This is a genomic window from Oscillibacter sp. (genome assembly GCF_031978065.1).
Taxonomy (GTDB): domain Bacteria; phylum Bacillota; class Clostridia; order Oscillospirales; family Oscillospiraceae; genus Oscillibacter.
Genome location: NZ_DALZCH010000016.1, coordinates 1 through 19,593, shown reverse-complemented (window position 1 = coordinate 19,593; position 19,593 = coordinate 1). Strand labels below are relative to the sequence as shown.

Annotated in this window: 18 protein-coding genes; 16 read left to right on the top strand and 2 right to left on the bottom strand. The window is 58.5% G+C overall.

Annotated elements, in window-relative coordinates; translation table 11 throughout:
- Nucleotides 1-61: 61 nt before the first annotated feature.
- Nucleotides 62-571: a ferritin gene (locus RTK01_RS04115; RefSeq protein ID WP_312279756.1), complete on the bottom strand. Its 510-nt coding sequence runs from the start codon at nucleotides 569-571 to the stop codon at nucleotides 62-64.
- Nucleotides 572-982: 411 nt separating this feature from the next.
- Here RTK01_RS04115 and RTK01_RS04110 point away from each other — a divergent pair, with 411 nt between their 5' ends.
- The 7 genes from RTK01_RS04110 to RTK01_RS04080 all read left to right on the top strand — a co-directional run bounded on the left by RTK01_RS04110 (nucleotide 983) and on the right by RTK01_RS04080 (nucleotide 5,875).
- Entirely contained in the window at nucleotides 983-1,549 is a 567-nt protein-coding gene (locus RTK01_RS04110) for a DUF3793 family protein (protein WP_312279755.1), read from the top strand.
- A gap of 50 nt (nucleotides 1,550-1,599) precedes the next feature.
- A complete protein-coding gene (locus RTK01_RS04105) occupies nucleotides 1,600-2,025 on the top strand; it encodes a flavodoxin (RefSeq protein WP_312279754.1) in 426 nt (141 codons plus the stop codon).
- Nucleotides 2,026-2,418: 393 nt separating this feature from the next.
- On the top strand, nucleotides 2,419-2,631 hold the full coding sequence (locus RTK01_RS04100; RefSeq protein ID WP_293009453.1) for a FeoA family protein: 213 nt from the start codon (nucleotides 2,419-2,421) through the stop codon (nucleotides 2,629-2,631).
- Between the two features lie 14 nt (nucleotides 2,632-2,645).
- Entirely contained in the window at nucleotides 2,646-2,867 is a 222-nt protein-coding gene (locus RTK01_RS04095; protein ID WP_312279753.1) for a FeoA family protein, read from the top strand.
- A 189-nt stretch (nucleotides 2,868-3,056) separates the two neighbouring features.
- Nucleotides 3,057-5,237 carry a ferrous iron transport protein B gene (feoB, locus tag RTK01_RS04090; RefSeq protein ID WP_312279752.1) on the top strand — a complete coding sequence of 727 codons (2,181 nt, stop codon included), beginning with the start codon at nucleotides 3,057-3,059 and terminating at the stop codon, nucleotides 5,235-5,237.
- Between the two features lie 43 nt (nucleotides 5,238-5,280).
- A complete protein-coding gene (locus RTK01_RS04085; protein ID WP_312279751.1) occupies nucleotides 5,281-5,433 on the top strand; it encodes a FeoB-associated Cys-rich membrane protein in 153 nt (50 codons plus the stop codon).
- Nucleotides 5,434-5,515: 82 nt separating this feature from the next.
- Nucleotides 5,516-5,875 (top strand): metal-dependent transcriptional regulator, encoded by a 360-nt coding sequence (locus RTK01_RS04080; RefSeq protein WP_294855877.1) that lies wholly within the window; start codon nucleotides 5,516-5,518, stop codon nucleotides 5,873-5,875.
- 154 nt (nucleotides 5,876-6,029) lie between these two features.
- Here the strand turns inward: RTK01_RS04080 and RTK01_RS04075 are convergent, their stop codons facing one another.
- Nucleotides 6,030-7,688 carry a ribonuclease J gene (locus RTK01_RS04075; RefSeq protein WP_312279750.1) on the bottom strand — a complete coding sequence of 553 codons (1,659 nt, stop codon included), beginning with the start codon at nucleotides 7,686-7,688 and terminating at the stop codon, nucleotides 6,030-6,032.
- A gap of 513 nt (nucleotides 7,689-8,201) precedes the next feature.
- On the opposite strand from RTK01_RS04075, the gene RTK01_RS04070 reads away from it, so the two are divergent.
- The 9 genes from RTK01_RS04070 to RTK01_RS04030 form a co-directional block, all read left to right on the top strand.
- Nucleotides 8,202-10,187, top strand: a complete 1,986-nt coding sequence (locus RTK01_RS04070) for a DHH family phosphoesterase (RefSeq protein ID WP_312279749.1) — start codon at nucleotides 8,202-8,204, stop codon at nucleotides 10,185-10,187.
- A 40-nt stretch (nucleotides 10,188-10,227) separates the two neighbouring features.
- The gene (gene rplI, locus RTK01_RS04065) at nucleotides 10,228-10,677 is read left to right on the top strand and encodes a 50S ribosomal protein L9 (RefSeq protein WP_312279748.1); all 450 of its coding nucleotides are present in this window, start codon (nucleotides 10,228-10,230) and stop codon (nucleotides 10,675-10,677) included.
- A gap of 47 nt (nucleotides 10,678-10,724) precedes the next feature.
- Nucleotides 10,725-12,071, top strand: coding sequence for a replicative DNA helicase (gene dnaB / locus RTK01_RS04060; RefSeq protein WP_397352294.1), 1,347 nt, complete (start codon nucleotides 10,725-10,727; stop codon nucleotides 12,069-12,071).
- The gene (tilS, locus tag RTK01_RS04055; RefSeq protein WP_312279746.1) at nucleotides 12,061-13,392 is read left to right on the top strand and encodes a tRNA lysidine(34) synthetase TilS; all 1,332 of its coding nucleotides are present in this window, start codon (nucleotides 12,061-12,063) and stop codon (nucleotides 13,390-13,392) included. The genes dnaB and tilS overlap by 11 nt, the downstream gene beginning before the upstream one ends.
- Complete coding sequence (gene hpt / locus RTK01_RS04050) at nucleotides 13,389-13,940, top strand: hypoxanthine phosphoribosyltransferase (protein WP_293007805.1); 552 nt, start codon at nucleotides 13,389-13,391, stop codon at nucleotides 13,938-13,940. The genes tilS and hpt overlap by 4 nt, the downstream gene beginning before the upstream one ends.
- 61 nt (nucleotides 13,941-14,001) lie before the next feature.
- On the top strand, nucleotides 14,002-15,819 hold the full coding sequence (gene ftsH, locus RTK01_RS04045) for an ATP-dependent zinc metalloprotease FtsH (protein ID WP_312279768.1): 1,818 nt from the start codon (nucleotides 14,002-14,004) through the stop codon (nucleotides 15,817-15,819).
- Nucleotides 15,820-16,247: 428 nt separating this feature from the next.
- On the top strand, nucleotides 16,248-17,465 hold the full coding sequence (locus RTK01_RS04040) for an ABC transporter substrate-binding protein (RefSeq protein ID WP_312279745.1): 1,218 nt from the start codon (nucleotides 16,248-16,250) through the stop codon (nucleotides 17,463-17,465).
- 226 nt (nucleotides 17,466-17,691) lie between these two features.
- Nucleotides 17,692-18,570 carry a branched-chain amino acid ABC transporter permease gene (locus RTK01_RS04035; protein ID WP_293009052.1) on the top strand — a complete coding sequence of 293 codons (879 nt, stop codon included), beginning with the start codon at nucleotides 17,692-17,694 and terminating at the stop codon, nucleotides 18,568-18,570.
- Between the two features lie 4 nt (nucleotides 18,571-18,574).
- The coding region (locus RTK01_RS04030; RefSeq protein WP_312279744.1) for a branched-chain amino acid ABC transporter permease at nucleotides 18,575-19,593 on the top strand (1,019 nt) is incomplete at its 3' end.

Below are 19,593 nucleotides of genomic sequence, written 5' to 3'. Positions count from 1 at the left end.
GAATGTCGATAAACAAACAGAGACGGGGCCATGGCCCCGTCTCTGTTTGTTTACTTTGCGGTTACAGCACCAGAGACGGCGGGGCATAGGCCCGGGTCAGCAGCTCGCTGTTAAGCATATACAGGCTGCGGGCTTCGCCGCCGTACAGCTCCATCTTGGTAATCTGGTCGCTGGCGTTTTTCTCCTCCTCGCCCTGCTCCTTGATAAACCAGTCCAAAAACTGAATGGCGCGGAAGTCGTTCGCCTTCTGGGCGGCGGCATAGATGGCGTTGATGAGGGCGGTGACGTATTTCTCGTGCTCCAGACTGACCTTCAGGGGATCAAGCAGGTTGGAAAACGCGTTGTCCGGCTGGTCGATGGACAGAAGCTTCACGGGCTCGTCATTGTTTTGCATGTAGCGGTAAAAGAGCATGGCGTGATCCTGCTCCTCCTTCGCCTGAATTTCATACCAGTTGGCGAAACCGTTCAGTCCCTTGGCGTCAAAGTAGTTGGCGATATCAAGATACAGGTAGGCGGAGTAAAACTCCTTGTTGATTTGGTTGTTCAGCAGTTCAGAAACAGTTTTATCCATTGTAATACCTCCTCGTATAAAGCAAAAAAAATTGGCTGTTGCTTATTCTTTAGTATAGCATTGCCGCCCCGAAAGTCAAGGCGTTGAAAGAAATTTGCGCGCCATCTCTTGACAAAATGGCGGGGCCGTGGTATTCTCTCAACATCGGTTAGGTTAAGCTAACTGATGCTTGGAAGCTGCCTGAGGGCGGCATTTCAAAAAGCACGAGATTAGTCTAGCCTAACCTACGTTTGAAAACCTACGTTCTGTGAGAGGGTTTTTAGTGTCGACAAAGCTGTTTTTGCGGATGTACGGCAAAAAAAAGGGAAGGCTATACACGTCATGAGATTTGTTCCATTGACGCGGGAGCCGCCCGCAGGCGGCCCGCATTGACACGGAGCGAACTGCTCCGCAAGACACGGGAGGCAGTTTATGGAGCCACGGTTTGAAACGGCGCTGATTACCCACTGCGCGCCCACTCTGGCGGGGGTGAAGCCCGCCAATCTGTTTCGTTTTCGGAGCGAAAGTTTGGAGCAGCTTCGGCGTGACGCGGCCCGCTGGGACGAGACGCTGAAGCTCTATGGCATTCGCGTGCGCGTTTTAAAGGAATGCCCCTCGCTGGACGCAGGGATGCTTTATGTTTATCGGGAGTCCTGGGTGGCCCGGCTGCTGGAAGAAGAGGGCAGCCGCGCGTTTCTGGAGGGCGAGGGCTACGTCACCTCCGGCGTGCCCGCCATGCTGGACCAACTTTCCGAGCGTATGTGCATGGAAGCGGAGTATCCCCACGAAATCGGAATCTTTCTGGGCTATCCGTTGGAAGATGTGGTGGGCTTCATTGAGAACCGGGGATGGAACTATACCTGCTGCGGCTATTGGAAAGCCTATGGCGATCCGGCGGCGGCGCAAAAGTGCTTTGACCGGTATCGCAAATGTACAGCAGTGTATAAGGAGCGGTATGCCCGGGGAGTTCCTCTTATTGAGCTTGTGGTGGCTGCATAGTCACCGCTGGTCATATATTTAATCTATCTGCTGAGAAAGGAAACTGCATCATGAACAAAGTTGCAATCGTTTATTGGAGCGGCACCGGCAATACGGAAAAAATGGCCCAGTGCATTGCGGAGGGCGTCAAGGAAGCGGGCGGCGAGGCCGAGCTGCTTGGCCCCGGCGATTTTTCCACCGCCCGGTTTAAGGAATACGGAGCCGTGGCCTTCGGCTGTCCCGCCATGGGGTCCGAGGTTTTGGAGGAGAGCGAGTTTGACCCCATGTTTACCGCTTTAGAGGGCGATCTCACCGGCAAGCGCATCGCGCTGTTCGGCTCCTACGGCTGGGGCGACGGCCAGTGGATGCGTGACTGGTGCAAGCGCTGTGACAGCGCAAACCTCTATGAAGAGGAGGGCCTGGTTGCCAACGAAATGCCTGATGACGCGGGTCAGGAGTCCTGCCGCGAGCTGGGCCGGGGGCTTGCCAAGTGGTAATGCGCCGCGCCCTCTGAAATAAAGATACATAGCTTCTGTTTACCTTCTATTTTCCCCGGATGCTGCCCCCGTGCGGTTCAGGATGACCGCGCGGGGGCGGTTCCGTCTTTTGTAGGATCAGGCCATGGCCCATCCTGCGGACGCGTTTCCGAAAAAATGGGGTTCCGGAGAGTAGATCAGACCTGTAAATCTGCACAAAGGAAAGAGGACAGGCCCTCTTCAATCCGTATAAGTTAGCGAAACTAACTTAAAGCTGTCCTGTGCTTGAAAAAGGGGGTTGACAAGGACGGTTAGGGGTAGTAAACTCTAGCTGTAAAGAAGGTAAGTTGCGACTTACCTTTGTATTTGGAGTTGTGGTTAGCAATCGCTAATCCTTGAGAGGGGGGAGAGCCTATGATGCCGCTGACGATGGCGAGAACAGGGGAGACTGTGACGATCCGTAAGATTTCCGGCAAAGACGAGGTGCGCCAGCACTTGGCGGAGCTGGGCTTTGTGGTGGATGAGGATATCACGGTGGTCAGTGAGATTGCCGGGAATTTGATTCTCCAGGTGAAGGACAGCCGCATTGCTCTGGACAAGACAATGGCCAATCGCATTATGATTTGAGGAGGAGGAGAGACATGAGGACACTGAGAGAAGTGAAGGTTGGGGAAAACGCCACCGTGGTAAAGCTCCACGGCGAGGGTGCCACCAAGCGGCGGATCATGGACATGGGCATCACCAAGGGTGTGGAGGTCCACGTGCGGAAGGTAGCCCCTTTGGGCGACCCTATGGAGCTGAATGTGCGGGGCTATGAGCTCAGCCTGCGCAAGGCCGACGCGGAGATGATCGAAGTTCAGTAAACAGTACATTTTTTCGCGGACGAATTCAGAAAGCCGGATTTTCCGCGAGAGCGAACCGGGCGCGCAGTGCGCGTTTGCTCATTGAAGAAGACTGGGTGCGGCGAGGTCCGCTCCCGCAAGGCGGCGGCGGGCCGCCGTTTTCAAGGGCTAAAGGTTAGCTTTTACTAACATTTTTGGAAGGAGAAAACGATGAATATTAAAATTGCACTGGCCGGTAACCCAAACTGCGGTAAAACCACGCTGTTCAACGACTTGACCGGCTCCAACCAGTACGTGGGCAACTGGCCCGGCGTTACCGTGGAGAAGAAGGAGGGCAAGCTGAAGGGCCACAAGGATGTGGTGATTCAGGATTTGCCCGGTATCTATTCCCTGTCCCCCTATACGCTGGAGGAGATGGTGGCCCGGAGCTATCTGGTAGGGGAGAAGCCGGACGCGATTTTGAACATTGTGGACGGCACCAACATCGAGCGGAACCTCTACCTCACCACCCAACTGGTGGAGTTGGGTCTGCCGGTGCTGGTAGCGGTGAATATGATCGATCTGGTGCGGAAAAACGGAGATCAGATTGATTTGCAGAAGCTTGCGGAGGCGCTGCACTGCGAGGTTGTGGAAATGAGCGCGCTGAAGGGCGAGGGCAGTATTTCCGCCGCCGAGAAAGCCATGGTTTTGGGCCAGTCCCGCAAGGCGGGGGAACTGCCCCATGTGTTTACCGGCAGTGTGGAGCACGCCATTGCCCACATCGAAGAGTCCATTCAGGGAAAAGTGGACGACCGTTTCCTCCGCTGGTATGCCATCAAGATCTTCGAGCGGGACAACAAGGTCCTCTCCGAGCTGAACATCGATGCCGACTTGAAGGCTCATCTGGAAGAGCACATCACCGATTGTGAAAAAGAGCTGGACGACGACGCGGAGAGCATCATCACCAACCAGCGGTATGCTTACATAAACGGCGTGGTGAACAAGGCTGTGAAGAGACAGCGGGCCAAGCACGATCTTACCTCCTCCGATAAAATCGACCGTGTTGTCACCAACCGGATTCTGGCCCTGCCCATTTTTGCGGTCATTATGTTCGCCGTATATTGGGTGGCCATGGGTCCCTTCGGCAGCTTCCTGACGGACTGGACCAACGACGTGCTGGGCGCGGCTTGGCTTCAGGAAGGCTCCCGCGTTCTGCTGGAGGGCTGGGGCGTTGCCGAGTGGCTGATCGGCCTGATTTCCGACGGTATCATCGCAGGTGTTGGCGCGGTGCTGGGCTTTGTGCCCCAGATGCTGGTGCTGTTCTTCATGCTGGCCATTTTGGAGGACGTGGGCTATATGGCCCGTATCGCCTTTATCATGGACCGGATTTTCAGGAAGTTTGGCCTGTCCGGCAAGAGCTTTATCCCCATGCTCATCGGCACCGGCTGCGGTGTGCCCGGCGTGATGGCTTCCCGCACCATTGAAAATGAGCGGGACCGGCGCATGACCGTCATGACCACCTGCTTCATCCCCTGCGGAGCGAAAATGCCCATCATCGGCCTGTTTGCCGGTGCGCTGTTTGAAAACAGCGGTCTTGTGGCCGTGTCCGCCTATTTCATCGGCGTGGCTTCCATCGTGATTTCCGGTATCGTCCTGAAGAAGACAAAGGGCTTTGCCGGGGACCCGGCGCCCTTCGTCATGGAGTTGCCCGCCTACCACATTCCTGCCATGAACAACGTGCTGCGGGCGACCTGGGAGCGGGGTTGGTCCTTTATCAAGCGGGCGGGCACCATCATCGTGGCCTCGTCCATCGTGCTGTGGTTCCTTCAGGGCTTTGGCTTTACGGACGGCGCGTTCGGCATGGTGGAGGATAACAACGGCTCGCTGCTTGCTGCCATTGGCGGCGCGGTGTGCATCATCTTCGCGCCGCTGGGCTTTGGCGACTGGCAGTCCACCGTGGCCACCGTCACCGGCCTGATTGCCAAGGAGAACGTGGTTTCCACCTTCGGCGTTCTGTTCCATATCGGCGAAGAGGTTGCCGAGGACGACGCGGGCCTCTGGGCCGCCATCGCGGCACACTACACGGTTCTCTCCGCATACAGCTTCATGGTTTTCAACCTGCTGTGCGCCCCCTGCTTTGCCGCTATGGGCGCCATCCGGCGGGAGATGAACAACGCAAAGTGGACCGCTGCCGCCATCGGCTATATGTGCGGTTTCGCCTATGTAATGGCCCTGATTATCTATCAGTTGGGTGGCTTGATAATGGGTGAGGTATCCTTTGGTGCAGGCACCGTGGCTGCGCTTGTGGCGCTGGCGGGTCTGGTGTATCTCCTGTTCCGCAAGAACAAATACGACGGCAATGTCCTCTCCGTCAGCTCTGTGGACGCGGCGGCCAAGGCCGGCGTCCGGTAATATACACATCTACATTTGACACTTTGAAAGGAGTGGTCTGCACATGAATCTGCCGACAATTATTTTAGGTCTGGTCGTTCTGGCCATCTTTGTGGCCATTGTGGCCCGCGGCGTCCACAACAGGAAAAACGGGAAAGGCGGCTGCTCCTGCGGCAGCGACTGCGGCTCCTGCGGCGGAAGCTGCCACGAGAAATAAAAATTCACTTGGCATTTGGGGCGCGGGCAGAGCAAACTCCGCCCGCGCCTCTCTGTACCCATTTTGAAACAGGAGGTTCGTAATGGAACGACTGACCCCGGCGCATCGGCGCTATCTTGCGGCAATTTACGACTTGGCTCACGCCATGCCGGATGTCAGCACCGTGGAGCTGGCCAAAGCGCTGCATGTGACCAAGCCCTCCGTCACCCGGATGTCCGCCGTCCTGATGGAAAAGGGATTTCTGGTGCGGAAGCGATACGGAAAGATTTATCTCACGGACACGGGCTTTCTGGCGGCAAGAGATTTCAAAAGAAAAGCCCTTCAATTGCAATCCCTGCTGCCAAGGCTGGGTCTTGACCTGACGGAAGGCGAGAGCTTTGAGCTTTCCTGCTTGCTGGCAGCCTCGTTGCCTGAGCGGGCGCTGGAGGGGCTTGGCGCCTGATATAAAGGCTTTGCCGGTTGTTTGCTCCAAAGCGCGGCAGCGGCGCGGTTCCGCGTGCCATCCCCGGAAAGGAACGCGTCCGGTACTCCGCCTGAAAAGCAACGGCAAAAAGCGCCGCCCCGAACATTCGGGGCGGCGCTCTGTTTGTTTTTAGTTACAGCTTGGTGACCACGGGGATGATCATGGGGCTGCGCTGGGTGTTTTTGAAAAGGTAGTTGCTGACGGCGGACTTCACCGCGCTGCGCAGCTCGCCGTCGTCCCGCCCGCGGCTGCGGGGGGCGTTGGTTGCCGCCTCCATGGCGATGTTCTCCAACTCCCGCATCATTTCGTCAGACTCCTTCACGTAAATGAAGCCCCGAGTGACAATTTCCGGCTTGGAGAGAATCTGCCCGTCGTTGGAAGAGACGGAGAGAATCACCACCACCATGCCGTCCTCGGCAAGGCGTTTACGGTCCCGCATCACCACGGCGCCCACGTCGCCCACGCCGGAGCCGTCCACATACACCTCTCCGGAGGGGACGGAGCCGTTGACCTTCATGCTCTTGCCGGTGATTTCAATGACGGCGCCGTTTTGAGCAATGGCAATGTGATTGCGATCCATACCCATGGACTGGGCCAGATTGGAGTGGATTTGCAGCATCCGCTGCTCGCCGTGGACGGGGACGAAGAACCGGGGCTTCGTCAGCGCGTGGACAATCTTCAGCTCCTCCTGACAGGCGTGGCCGGAGACGTGAAGCATATCCGCCCGGTCGTAAACCACGTTGACGCCCTTGCGGAACAGCTCGTTGATGACCCGGCCCACTGTCACCTCGTTGCCGGGGATGGCGGAGGCGGAGATAATCACCTTGTCGCCTGCGCCCAACTCCACCTGACGGTGGGTGGAAAACGCCATGCGGTACAGGGCGCTCATTTCTTCGCCCTGAGAGCCGGTGGTGACGATGACCTGCTTGTTTTTGGGCAAGCCCTTGATGCGGTTCAGGTCCAAAAGAGTGTTCTTGGGGACCTTCATATAGCCAAGCTCCGTGGAGACCCGCATCATGTTTTCCATGCTCCGGCCGGTGACCGCTACCTTTCGTCCCGTGGCGGCCGCGGCGTCCAGCACCTGCTGGATACGGTGGACGTTGGAGGCGAAGGTGGTGACGAGAATGCGCTCGTTGCACCCGGTGAACTGGCGCATGAACGCCGCGCCCACGGTTTTTTCAGACGGGGTGAAGCCGGGCCGCTCCACATTGGTGGAGTCTGCACAAAGGGCGAGCACGCCCTCCTTCCCCAGCGCGCCCAGCCGGGCAAGGTCCATGACCTCGCCGTCAATGGGTGTGGAGTCGATTTTAAAGTCGCCGGTGTGGACCACGGTGCCCATTCGGGTGTGGATGGCAAAGGCCACGGAGTCCGCGATGGAATGGTTCACGTGGATAAACTCCACGTTGAACTTGCCCGCCCGGACGGTTTCGCCCGGCTCCACGGTGATAAGCTTGGTGGACTTCACCAAGCCGTGCTCCTCCAGCTTCAGCTTGATCAGGCCGGCGGTGAGCCGGGTGCAGTAGATGGGAAGGTTGATTTGCTTGAGCACGTAGGGGATGGCCCCCACATGGTCCTCGTGTCCGTGGGTGATAAACAGGCCACGGACGCGGGCGCGGTTTTTAATCAGATACGTCACGTCGGGAATTACCAGATCGATGCCGTACATATCGTCTCCCGGAAAGGCCATGCCGCAGTCAACGACGATCATTTCGCCGCCGTACTCGTAGACGGTCATGTTCTTGCCGATTTCGTCCAGCCCCCCGAGAGGGATAATTTTCAGTTTTTCTGCCATAAATTCAGAGAACTCCTTTATATAAAAATAAGTAAAAGTTGTGGAGGAATCTCAGGCTGTACGGCGGAAAACGTATACCAAAATAGGGCGCGAGAGCCATTTGCATCGCAAAAAGCCGCACCAAATTAAGGACGGTCCAACTTCGTCCGGCCCCGTCTCGCCGGCGGAAGAATGAACTGCGTCCGCGCTGTACCCTGTGAGATTGTCCGTTTATTAAACCGGGATGGGACCGCGGTCCTGTCCAGTGAAATACAAAAACATCAGCGGGCTGCGGCGGCTGCTAGGGGCAAAAAATGCCCGGCTCATCGGCCTGCGCGCAATCTCCCGAATGATACTGTATAGGATAGTATAGCACATGCCCCCGGCTTTGTATACACCTTTTTAAAAAATTGAGGACGGGTCGAAAACAGAAAAAATCTTGCCCGAAAAACAAAGGGGTGGTATACTAATAAAATCTATGGCTTAGGAGCATCGCCGCGCGGGCGGCGCCGCTCCGGAGGAGGGCAACCGATTATGAATAAAAAGTTTTCCCGGCTGCTGGAGCCCAATCTAAAACTCTATTTTCTGTGCCTGCTGCTGTTCGCGGCGGTGACCGTTCCGGTTCAGCCATTGCTGGCGGCGGCCGAGGGCGCGGTCACGGTGGGAATGTATCTTTTTTTCCGTTCCAGCACGCAGAAACGCAAGCAGGGGATTTTGCAGTATATCAACAGCCTGACCGGCAGCGTGGACGCCGCCAGCAAATCCACCCTGATTAACTCGCCCCTGCCCATCATGGTGTTTCGCCCGGATACCGGCGAAATCATCTGGAGCAACGAGGATTTTTTGCAGCTTGTTGGCGTGCGGGAGCACCTGTTTGAAATTAAGGTGGAAGACACGGTGCCGGGGATGCCGGTTGCGTGGTTACTGGAGGGGAAGCAAGAGTGCCCTGACCGGGTGGTGATGAACAACCGCCGCTTCCGGGTGTATGGCAGTCTTGTCCGGGCAAAGGACCGGGACGGGACCCAGAATCTGGTGGCCACCACCTATTGGGTGGACGCCACGGAATACGACGCCATGCGGGAGAAGTTTGAGCGTTCCCGTCCCGTGGTGGCGCTTTTGAATGTGGACAACTACGAGGAGCTGATGAAGGTCAGCGGCGAGGCCCAGCGCAGCGCCATTCAGGCCCAGATTGACGAAAAACTGACGGCGTGGGCGGTGGACACGGGGCTTTTGGTGAAAACCAACCGGGACCGCTACCTTCTTTTGACGGAGGAAAGGGATTATGCCCCGCTGGTGGCAGAGAAGTTTTCTGTGCTGGATTCCATGCGGGAAATCGGCGGCGAGGGATCCCACCCCACGCTGTCCATCGGCGTGGGCAGGGAGGCCGACGGGATGGCGGAGCTTTATAAAAACGCGTCGTTGTCGCTGGAGATGGCGCTGAGCCGGGGCGGCGATCAGGCGGTGGTCCGGGGCAAGTTGGATTTTGAGTTTTATGGCGGACGGACTAAAAGTCCCGAAAAGCGCACGAAAGTGAAGACCCGGGTCATGGCAAACGCCTTGGGCGAGTTGATGAGTGACGCCCGGCAGGTTTATATTATGGGGCACTCCTTTGCCGATATGGACGCGGTGGGTGCGGCGACGGGCCTTTGCTGCGCGGCGCGGAAGCTGGGAAAGCACCCTCAGGTGGTCATCGATCTGAACCACAACGCGGCAGAAGCCGTGCTGGAAAAGCTGCGGGGGCGGGCGGAGTATGCCGGTGTGTTTATCAGCGGCAGCGAGGCCCTTTTGCGGATGCAGCCGGGGGCGCTGCTCATCGTGGTGGACACCAACCGGCCGGACTTTGTGGAAAGCCTCGCCGTGCTGGAGGCCTGCAACCGGGTGGCGGTTATCGACCACCACCGCCGTGCCGCCAGCTATATTGAAAATGCCGCGCTGAATTTCCACGAGCCGTATGCCTCCTCCGCCTCTGAGCTGGTGACGGAGCTTTTGCAGTATCTGGTGGAGCCCAGCGATCTCCTTCCCGAGGAGGCAGAGGCGCTCCTTGCCGGCATCGTGCTGGATACCAAGCATTTCACCATGCGTACCGGCGGACGGACCTTTGAGGCGGCGGCCTTCCTGCGCCGGGCCGGGGCGGACACCAGCGCGGTGCAGCGCCTGTTCCAGAACGATTTGACGGAGATGGTTTCCCGCTATGACATTATCCGTCAGGCGGAGCTGTACCGGGACGACATCGCCGTGGCCATCGTGACAGAGGACGGCGTGGAGCGGGTGGCGGCGGCGCAGGCCGCCGACGAACTGCTGACGCTCAAGGGCGTGCAGGCATCCTTCGTGATCTACCGGGACGGGGAGAGCGTTTTGATGTCCGCCCGGTCTTTGGGGGATATCAACGTGCAGGTGATTCTGGAGACGCTGGGCGGCGGAGGAAACTCCACCACCGCAGGCGGACGGGTGGAGGACAGCGACCTCGAAACCGTCCGGGAAAAGCTGCTGGAGGCCGTGGACGAGTATCTGAAAAAATAAAAGATCCCACGCAGGATCGGACAAATAAGGAGAGATACCGATGAAAGTGATTTTGATGCAGGATGTAAAGGATCAGGGAAAGAAGGGCCAGATGGTGGAGGTTTCCGAGGGCTACGCCCGGAATTTCCTGTTGCCCCGCAAGCTGGCCACCGCCGCCACGGCGGACGCCGTGAACACCATGAACATGAAGGAAAAGGCCCGCAAGGCCGAGGAGGCTCGCCAGAAGGCCGAGGCCGAGGCCACGGTGGAAAAGCTGAAGGAGTGCCCTGTCAAGGTCACCGCCAAGGCCGGGACCGGCAGGCGGCTGTTCGGCGCCATCACCACCAAGGAGATTTCCGAGGAGCTGATGAAGCAGTACGGCGTGGATATTCCCAAGCAGAAGCTGGCGTTGGAGGACCCCATCAAGGCCTTCGGCAACTACGAGGTCCGGGCCAAGCTGGGCTTCGAGGTGAACGGCACCGTGTACGTGTCCGTCTACGAGGAGAAATAAGCGTCACCATGCATCCAAAACACATCCGGAGGTGATTTTTCGTTGCAATTGAAGATTTGCTTCTGCGCCAGACGCCCCACTCCTTAGAGGGAGAGCAGGCGGTGCTGGGCTCCGTCCTCATCGACCCGGACTGTGTGAAGGAGGTTGTAGACAAGCTGCGGCCTGAGGATTTTTACCTGCGTCAGAATCGGGAGATTTTTGAAACCATCTGCTCCATGTTCACCTACGCCAAGCCTATCGACGGGATCACGGTGGCGGAGGAGATGCAGAAAAACGGCACCTATGACGAGAACACCACCCGGGCCTATCTTGCCCAGTTGATTGAGATTACTCCCACGGCGGCAAACGTGCTGGAATACGCCGCCATTGTCCGGGACAAGGCCCTTCTGCGGGCGGTGGCGCAGGCTGCCTCCGAGATCACAGCCATGGTGCAGGAGGGCGGCGGCGAGGCCGCCGAAACGCTGGAAGCGGCGGAGCAGCGGATTTTTGCCATCCGCCGGGGACAGGGTGCGCAGGGCATGACCCCCATCCGGCAGGTTTTGCCGGACGTGCTGGACCGGCTCAGCGAGATGAGCGAGTCCGCCTCGGGGATGCCGGGCCTTTCTACGGGCCTTTCCATGCTGGATACAAAAATCACGGGCCTAAACAAGTCGGATTTGATTCTGCTGGCGGCCCGCCCCGGCATGGGAAAAACCTCCATGGCCCTGAACGTGGCCCTGAACGTGGCCAAGGGGACAGACCGGTCCGTGGCCGTCTTCTCCTTGGAGATGTCCAAGGAGCAGCTTGTTTTGCGCCTCCTTTCCTCCGAAGCGCTGGTGGAGAGCAACAAGCTGCGCACCGGCTCTCTGCGGGAGACGGACTGGGAGAGAATTGCGGACGCTGCCACGGTGCTCAATCGGGTGGATATCCGTATCGACGACAACCCGCTTCTTTCCGTGGCGGACATGAATGCCAAATGCCGCAGGCTTGACAATCTGGGTCTGGTGGTTATCGACTATTTGCAGTTGATGACCTCCGCGGGGGGGAAAAGCAAGGGCGGAGAGAACCGTCAGCAGGTGGTTTCCGACATCTCCCGTACGTTGAAGATCATGGCCAAGGAGCTGGATGTGCCCGTGATTTGCCTGAGCCAGCTAAGCCGTGCCAACGAGAAGCGGGACGATAAGCGCCCCATGCTCTCCGACCTCCGGGAATCCGGCGCCATCGAGCAGGACGCGGACATCGTGCTTTTTCTCTACCGGGACGACTACTATAACGAGGACTCTGAAAAGCGCAACATCGCCGAGTGCATCGTGGCGAAAAATCGCCACGGTGAAACGGGAAAGGTGGAGCTGAAGTGGGTGCCGGAGTATACCATGTTCGGCACGCTGGAGACGCGGTACGACGATGAGGACTGAACTGCCCTCCGCCGAAAAATTTATGACAGCGCATTTTTCCACCGGGACGGAGCTTCTGTGCGCTGTGTCCGGGGGGCTGGACTCCATGTGCCTGCTGGACTTTGTCCTCCGCTGGGCGGAGGGACGGAATATTTCTGTCTCCGCCGCTCATTTTCACCACGGACTGCGGGGCGCTTTGGCGGACCGGGACGAGGCCTTCGTCCGGGACTATTGCGCCCAGCGGGGCATTCCCTTTGTCTCTGACCGGGGCGACGCCCGGGCGCTGGCGGAGGAAGAGGGCCTTTCTCTGGAGGAAGCCGCCAGGCGGCTGCGATATGCCTTTTTGGAGGAAGCCGCCGCCAAGCGGCGCAGTGCCGCCATTCTCACCGCCCACCATGCCGACGACAACGCGGAAACCATGCTGTTAAACCTTTGCCGGGGAACCGGCTCCGCCGGGCTGGGGATTCCCGCAGTACGGGGAAATATCTACCGTCCGTTTCTGGAGCTGACCCGGAAGCAGCTTGCGGATTACGCCGCCGCCCGGGGCCTTACCCATGTGGAGGACGAGACGAATGACGAGGACGACGCGGCCCGGAATTTGCTTCGGCACAGGGTTTTGCCGGTGCTGCGGGAAATTAACCCCAAAGCGGCGCAAAATATGGCCCGCTCCGCCGCGCTTCTGGCGGCGGAGGATGCGCTGTTGGATGAGCTTGCGGCAAAGCTGCTGGAAAAGACCGAGCTGTCCGAGGACCGCGCCGTTTTACCGTGGGAAGTCCTGCGCTCCGCGCCGGAGGCCCTTCGCGGCAGGATGGTGCTGGGGCTGATGGAAACAGTCTGCGGACGGCGGAGGGATTTGTCCGCGGCCCACGCGGGGGCCGTGCTGACTCTGGGAAAGGGCCGGGAGTGTTCTTTGCCCTATGGGCTGCTGGCCCGCAACGACGGAGAAGCGCTGGAGCTTTATAAAGCAAGACCCATGCCACGGCCCGTGCCGCTTTTGCGGGGGCAGATTGTGGAATTTGGCAAATGGCGCGTGCTGCTGGGGAGCGAGGGCCCGCCGGGGAACGTTTCCTATCGGCTACGCGTACCGGGGCCGCTGGAGGTGACACTCTGGCGCAGCGGGGACCGCATGAATCTGCCGGGAAGCCGGGGCGCGCGGACGCTGAAGCGGCTGTTTGCCGACGCGGGGATTTCCCCGGATACGCGGGACCGCTTGCCGGTGCTGCGGACGGGAGAGCGGCCTGTGGCCGCGCCGTATCTTGGTGTGGATTTGGAATTTTCCGCCGGAGCGTCCGGCGATTGGGTGACATTTTATTCAGAAGACATAGAGGGAGAGACAATATGAGAAGTGAGATGGAAAACGACATCCTCAAAATTCTGGTGACGGAGGAGCAGATTCAAACCCGCATCGCGGAGCTGGGCGAGGAGCTGTATAAGGAATTTGAGGGGAAGAACCCGCTGTTTCTGGGCGTGTTAAAGGGATGCTTTCTGTTTATGGCGGATTTGGTGCGGGCCTGTCAGGTGAAAAGTGACGTGGAGTATATCGCCGTCAGCTCCTATGAAAACGCCACCAGTTCCTCCGGACGGGTGAAGATTGTCCACGACATTCAGCAGGACATCACGGACCGGCACGTCATCGTGGTGGAGGATATTCTGGACTCCGGCAACACCCTTGCGTTTCTCAGCGAGTATTTCAAAACCCGGGGCGCCGCCTCCATCACCATCGTAACGCTGCTGGATAAGCCTTCCCGCAGGACCAAGGCCGTCAACGCTGATTATGTCGGCTTTGTGGTGCCGGATGAGTTTGTGGTGGGCTACGGATTGGACTATTGCCAGCAGTATCGGAATGTTCCCTATATCGGTGTGCTGAAACCGGAGGTTTATTCCCGCTAAACGGGCGATTGGCCTGCAAAGGAGTGAGGACTCGTTGAAAAATTCAAAAGCCACAAACGCGATGACCTTTGTCTTTCTGGCGGTGGTGATGCTGCTGTGCGCCATGTATCTGTGGCGCAGCAGCTCTGCCGCCGAGCCGCTGGAGTATTCCGAGGTGGTGCGCCTTATCAAGCAGGAGAAGGTGGAGAGCCTTGACATCTTCAACAATACGCTGACATTGCATCTGCGCACGCAGATCAACGGCAGCACCACCGCAGTCCACGAGCTGTATGATTTTGAGCTGTTTTACAGCGACTTGAACGACCTGATTCAGGAGCAGGCCGCCAAGGGCATCATCACCTCCTACAACTACCGCGCGGACCATTCCACCAACTGGCTGGCGATTCTGCTGCCCTATGTGGCGGCGGCGCTGCTGCTGGGCGGCATGTGGTATCTCATGTCCCTCCGTTCCGGCGGGGCGGGCGGTCCGGACCGGATGAACCGCTTCAGCGAAGCCCGGACGCACGCGCTTTCCGAGCGGGACAAGTCCATCACCTTTGCGGATGTGGCGGGGGCCGACGAGGAGAAGGAAGAGCTGCGGGAGATTGTGGAGTTTTTAAAGGATCCGCAGAAGTACACCGAGTTGGGCGCCCGGATTCCCAAGGGCGTGCTGCTGGTGGGCCCTCCGGGCACCGGCAAGACCCTGCTTGCAAAGGCCGTGGCGGGAGAGGCCGGGGTGGGCTTTTTGTCTATCTCAGGATCGGACTTTGTGGAGCTTTACGTGGGCGTGGGCGCGTCCCGGGTGCGGGACCTGTTTAAAGAAGCGGTGAAGACCACGCCTTGCATCGTGTTTATCGACGAGATTGACGCCGTGGGCCGCCAGAGAGGCACCGGCGTGGGTGGGGGACACGACGAACGGGAGCAGACCTTGAATCAGCTTCTGGTGGAGATGGACGGCTTTTCCGCCAACGAAGGCGTGGTGGTGCTGGCCGCCACCAACCGGGTGGATGTGCTGGACCCGGCCCTGCTGCGTCCCGGCCGGTTTGACCGGCAGGTGTTTGTGGGTCTTCCCGACATTCGCGGACGGGAAGAAATTCTCAAGGTACACACCCGAGGAAAGCCCCTGTCTGAGGATGTTGATTTGAGCGAGGTGGCTAAGGGAACCCCCGGCTTCACCGGGGCGGACCTTGAAAATCTCACTAACGAAGGGGCGCTGCTGGCGGCCCGGCGGAACCAGAAGTTCATTACCATGGCGGATTTGAAGGAGGCGGAGATCAAGGTCATCGCCGGGCCGGAGAAGAAAAGCCGGGTGGTTCCCGAGCACGAGCGTCGGCTCACCGCCTTCCACGAGGCGGGCCACGCCATCGTGATGCACGCGCTGCCCAGCCACGATCCGGTGAATCAGATTTCCATTGTGCCCCGGGGGCAGACGGGCGGCATGACCATTTCTTTGCCGCAGGAGGACCGCTCCTATATGTCCAAGCGGTATCTGGAGGAGCAGATTGTGGCCCTCCTTGGAGGCCGCGCCGCCGAAAGTCTGGTGCTGGGGGATATCTCCACGGGCGCGGGCAACGATATTCAGCGAGCCACCCGCATTGCCCACAAAATGGTGGCCACATACGGTATGAGTGAAAAGCTTGGCACCGTCTCCTTTGAATCTGGCCACGACGAGGTGTTTCTGGGCCGGGCCATGGGTCAGGGCCGCAGCTATTCCGAGCAGATCGCCGCCCAGATCGACGAGGAGGTGCGCCGCATCGTGACTGCCGCCTACGACCGTTGCGAAATGATTCTGCGGGAGCGGCGCTCCCAGCTCGACTCGGTGGCAAACTTCCTACTGGCCAACGAGACAATGTCGCGTCAGGAATTTTTGACCGTGGTGGAGGCATCTGCCCGGGCGTAAGCGCATAATAGAAGCCCTGCCGTTCATCCGACGGCGGGGCTTTTTTGAGAACCGTTTCCGCGCCCACATCGGCCCCCCGGTGCTTTGGAGAGTGCGTATTTTGCCAAAAGAGTGAAAAGCGGAACAAAATCTGCGCTGAGACGTAAGAGTACGTAATTATTTTTTGCTTCCTTCGGCGAAATCACGAAAATGATTGTCTTCGTATCAAGGACATCCTTTAGGAATTTTTTCTACAATAGCTACATATGTCTTTTGAGTGGGGACAAATCACAGAAACATTTTTGGGAAATATTGGGCGCAGTAACGGATTTAAAGCGCTGCACTGTATATAATTCTACTTGAAAAACCGGGAGAAATTCCGTAAAATACTTCTTATGCAAAGAGAATTGAAAAACGGTTCTCTTTTATTGACGACAGGAGGAAAGAACATGAAAAAGTTTCTTGCGCTTGCCATGGCTCTTGCCATGACCTTCTCTCTCGCCGCCTGCGGCGGGGATACCGGCGGCAGTGCATCCGGCGACGGCGGCAGCGCGTCCGGTGGCAGCAATCCCGTGCTGAAGGTGGGCGTGTTTGAGCCTGCGTCCGGCGACAACGGCGCGGGCGGCAAGCAGGAGGTGCTGGGCATCCAGTATGCCAATCAGGTGGTTCCCACCGTGGAGATTGGCGGCCAGACTTATGACGTGAAGCTGGAAATCGTGGATAACCAGTCCACCACCGACAAAGCCATCACCGCCGCCCAGACGCTGGTGAACGCGGGCGTGTCCGTGGTGCTGGGCTCCTATGGCTCCGGCGTGTCCATTGCCGCCGCACCCACCTTTGAGCAGGCGAAGATTCCCGCCATCGGCGTGTCCTGCACCAACCCCGCCGTGACGGAGCTGAACCCGTACTACTTCCGGGTCTGCTTCCTGGACCCCTTCCAGGGCAGCGTCATGGCAAACTTTGTCTCCGAGGAGTTCGGCGCGAAAAAGGCCTATGTCTTGACCATGCTGGGCGAGGACTACGGTTCCGGCCTTGGCACCTACTTCAAGCAGGCATTTGAGGGTCTGGGCGGCGAGGTGAAAGCCGAGAGCTTCCCCGAGGGCACCTCTGACTTCTCCGCTTATATCCAGAACGCCGTGACCTATGGCGCGGACGTGATTTTTGCCCCCTCTTCCACCACCTATGCCGCCCTGATCGTGGGTCAGGCCGCCAAGGCCGGCGTCACCATTCCCATCACCGCCGGTGATACGTGGGAGAACTCCGCGATTCTCGCCGCCCAGAAGGGGACCGATCAGAAGGTTTACTGCTCCACCTTCTTCGACGAGAACGACGATGCAGGTCCTGCCGCCGCGTTTGTCAAGGGCTTTAAGGAGTTTTTGAACGCCGATGCGCAGAACCTGACCAATAACGGCGGCAACGACATCGTGGCGGCTGTCTCTGCGTTGGGCTACGACGCGTACATGACTGCCATCGAGGCCATCAATTTGGCCCAGTCCACCGAGGGCGAAGCCATTCAGGCGGCTCTGTTCAATGTGGACATCGACGCCGTCACCGGCCACATCACCATCAATCCCGAAACAGGAGACGCCAACAAGACCGAGGCTTACATCAAGCAGGCCACCGACGGCGTGTTTACCTTCGTGAAGCGTCAGTCCGTGGAGGGCTGATTCCTAAGGTCTGCCCCAAAACCGTAGGGCCCACGGCGCGGGCGGGGAGCCACCCCGCCCGCGCTTTTCAGGGCCAGCGATTCTGGCTTGCATCGAGCCGGAAGCCGAAGGGTTCGATGCAGAACAGAAGCAGGCTCACACCGCGGGCAAGGCCCGCATCACAGAAAACGGTTTAACGGGAAGCCCGTGCCCTTGCGCGGGACACAATGAAAACGGAGGGAATCCCATGCTAGAACAAATCCTGCCCTATCTGCTGGCAGGCGTCTCCGTGGGTGGGCAGTATGCCCTGATTGCCATTGGATACACAATGGTATACGGTATTTTACGTCTGATTAACTTTGCACACGGCGATATTTTTACGGTGTCCGGCTTTGTAATGGTCTACGCCGCCGCCACCATGCCTCTGACCCTATCTATCCCGCTGACCATCGTTTTGACGGTGGCTTTGGCGGTGCTGGTGGAAAAGGTGGCCTATCGCCCCCTGCGCACCGCCCCCCGGATGTCCGTCATGATTTCGGCCATCGGCATGAGCTATCTGCTGCAAAACGCCATGTGGTATCTCACCGGTGGTCTTCCCAAGCAATATCCGGTACTGCCTTGGATCAGCGACAGCGTAAATGTAGCGGGCAGCTCCACCAGCCGGGTCACCGTCGTCACTCCGTTTTTGGTGGTGGTGTTGGTGGCGGGTCTGGTGCTGCTCATCAAGCGAACCAAAATCGGCATGGCCATGCGAGCCGCGTCCCGAGACTTTGAAACGGCGCAGCTCATGGGCATCAAAATCAACAATGTCATCAGCTTCACCTTTGTGGTGGGGTCCTTTCTGGCGGCTGTTGGCTCCATGCTGTATTTTTCCAATTACGCCACCGTCACGCCCACCATCGGCGCGATGCCGGGGCTGAAGGCCTTCGTGGCCGCTGTGTTCGGCGGCATCGGGTCTATTCCCGGCGCGGTGATTGGCGGCTTCATCATCGGCATCTGCGAGAGCCTCATCAAGGGCGCGGGTCTGACCACGTTTTCCGACGCGTTCACCTTCGCTCTGCTGATTGTGATTCTTGCGGTGAAGCCCACCGGCCTCTTCGGAGAGAATTTGACGGAGAAGGTGTGACGGAATGATCAAGAAAAAAGACCATAAAAAGACTTGGATTGCGTTGCTCATTGCCGCCGCTGTGCTGGTGGCGGTAGTGATACTTGACAATCTGCCGTCCAAGGTGGTGCCGTCCATGCTGCTGACGGTACTGCAAAAGGGTGCGATTTATGCGCTGGTGGCTGTGTCCATGAACCTTTTAAACGGCTTTACGGGCCTCTTTTCCCTTGGACAGGCGGGCTTTATGCTGCTGGGCGCCTATACCTACGCCGTTCTCACCGTCCCCGTGGCGCGGCAGGCCAGCGTTTATCAGAGATATCCCAGCGGAGGCCTTGGCTTCTCCGTAACGGAGAGCTTGGGAAACTCTATGGGCCAATTTGGCCTGTTTTTGGGCGTGGTGCTCTGCCTGATTCTGGCGGGGTGTGTGGCGGCTCTGTTCGCCTGGTTTATCGGATTGCCGGTTTTAAAGCTGAAGAGCGACTATCTGGCCATCGCCACGCTGGGCTTTGCGGAAATTATCCGCTCCGTGGTGCAGTATGAGGGCCTTGGCCCTGTCACCAACGGCTCTAACCTGCTGTATGGGTTTACCGGCTTCTCCGACTTCCATTTGGGCGAGCTGAAGCTCGCCACGATGATGCCCTTCCTGTTTGCGGGGGTGTGCATTCTGGTTGTTGTGCTGCTGATTAACTCCACCTACGGCCGGGCTTTTAAGGCGATCCGGGATGACGAGGTGGCCGCCGAGGCCATGGGCATCAATCTGGCCAGCCACAAGCGGATGAGCTTTGTCATCAGCTCCTTTTTCGCCGGAATTTCCGGCGCACTGCTGGCCATGTTTCAGGCCAGCGTGCAGGCCACGGCTTTCAAGGCGGCCATGACTTACGAAATTCTGCTGATTGTGGTGATCGGCGGGATCGGATCCGTCACCGGGTCCGTGCTGGGCTCGTTCCTGTTCGTGGGCTGCTCGGAATGGTGGCTGCGGTTTTTGGATAATGAAACGGTTTTAAAAAATTTCAGCGCCAAGGTGCAGTTTTGCGCCCTGCTGGC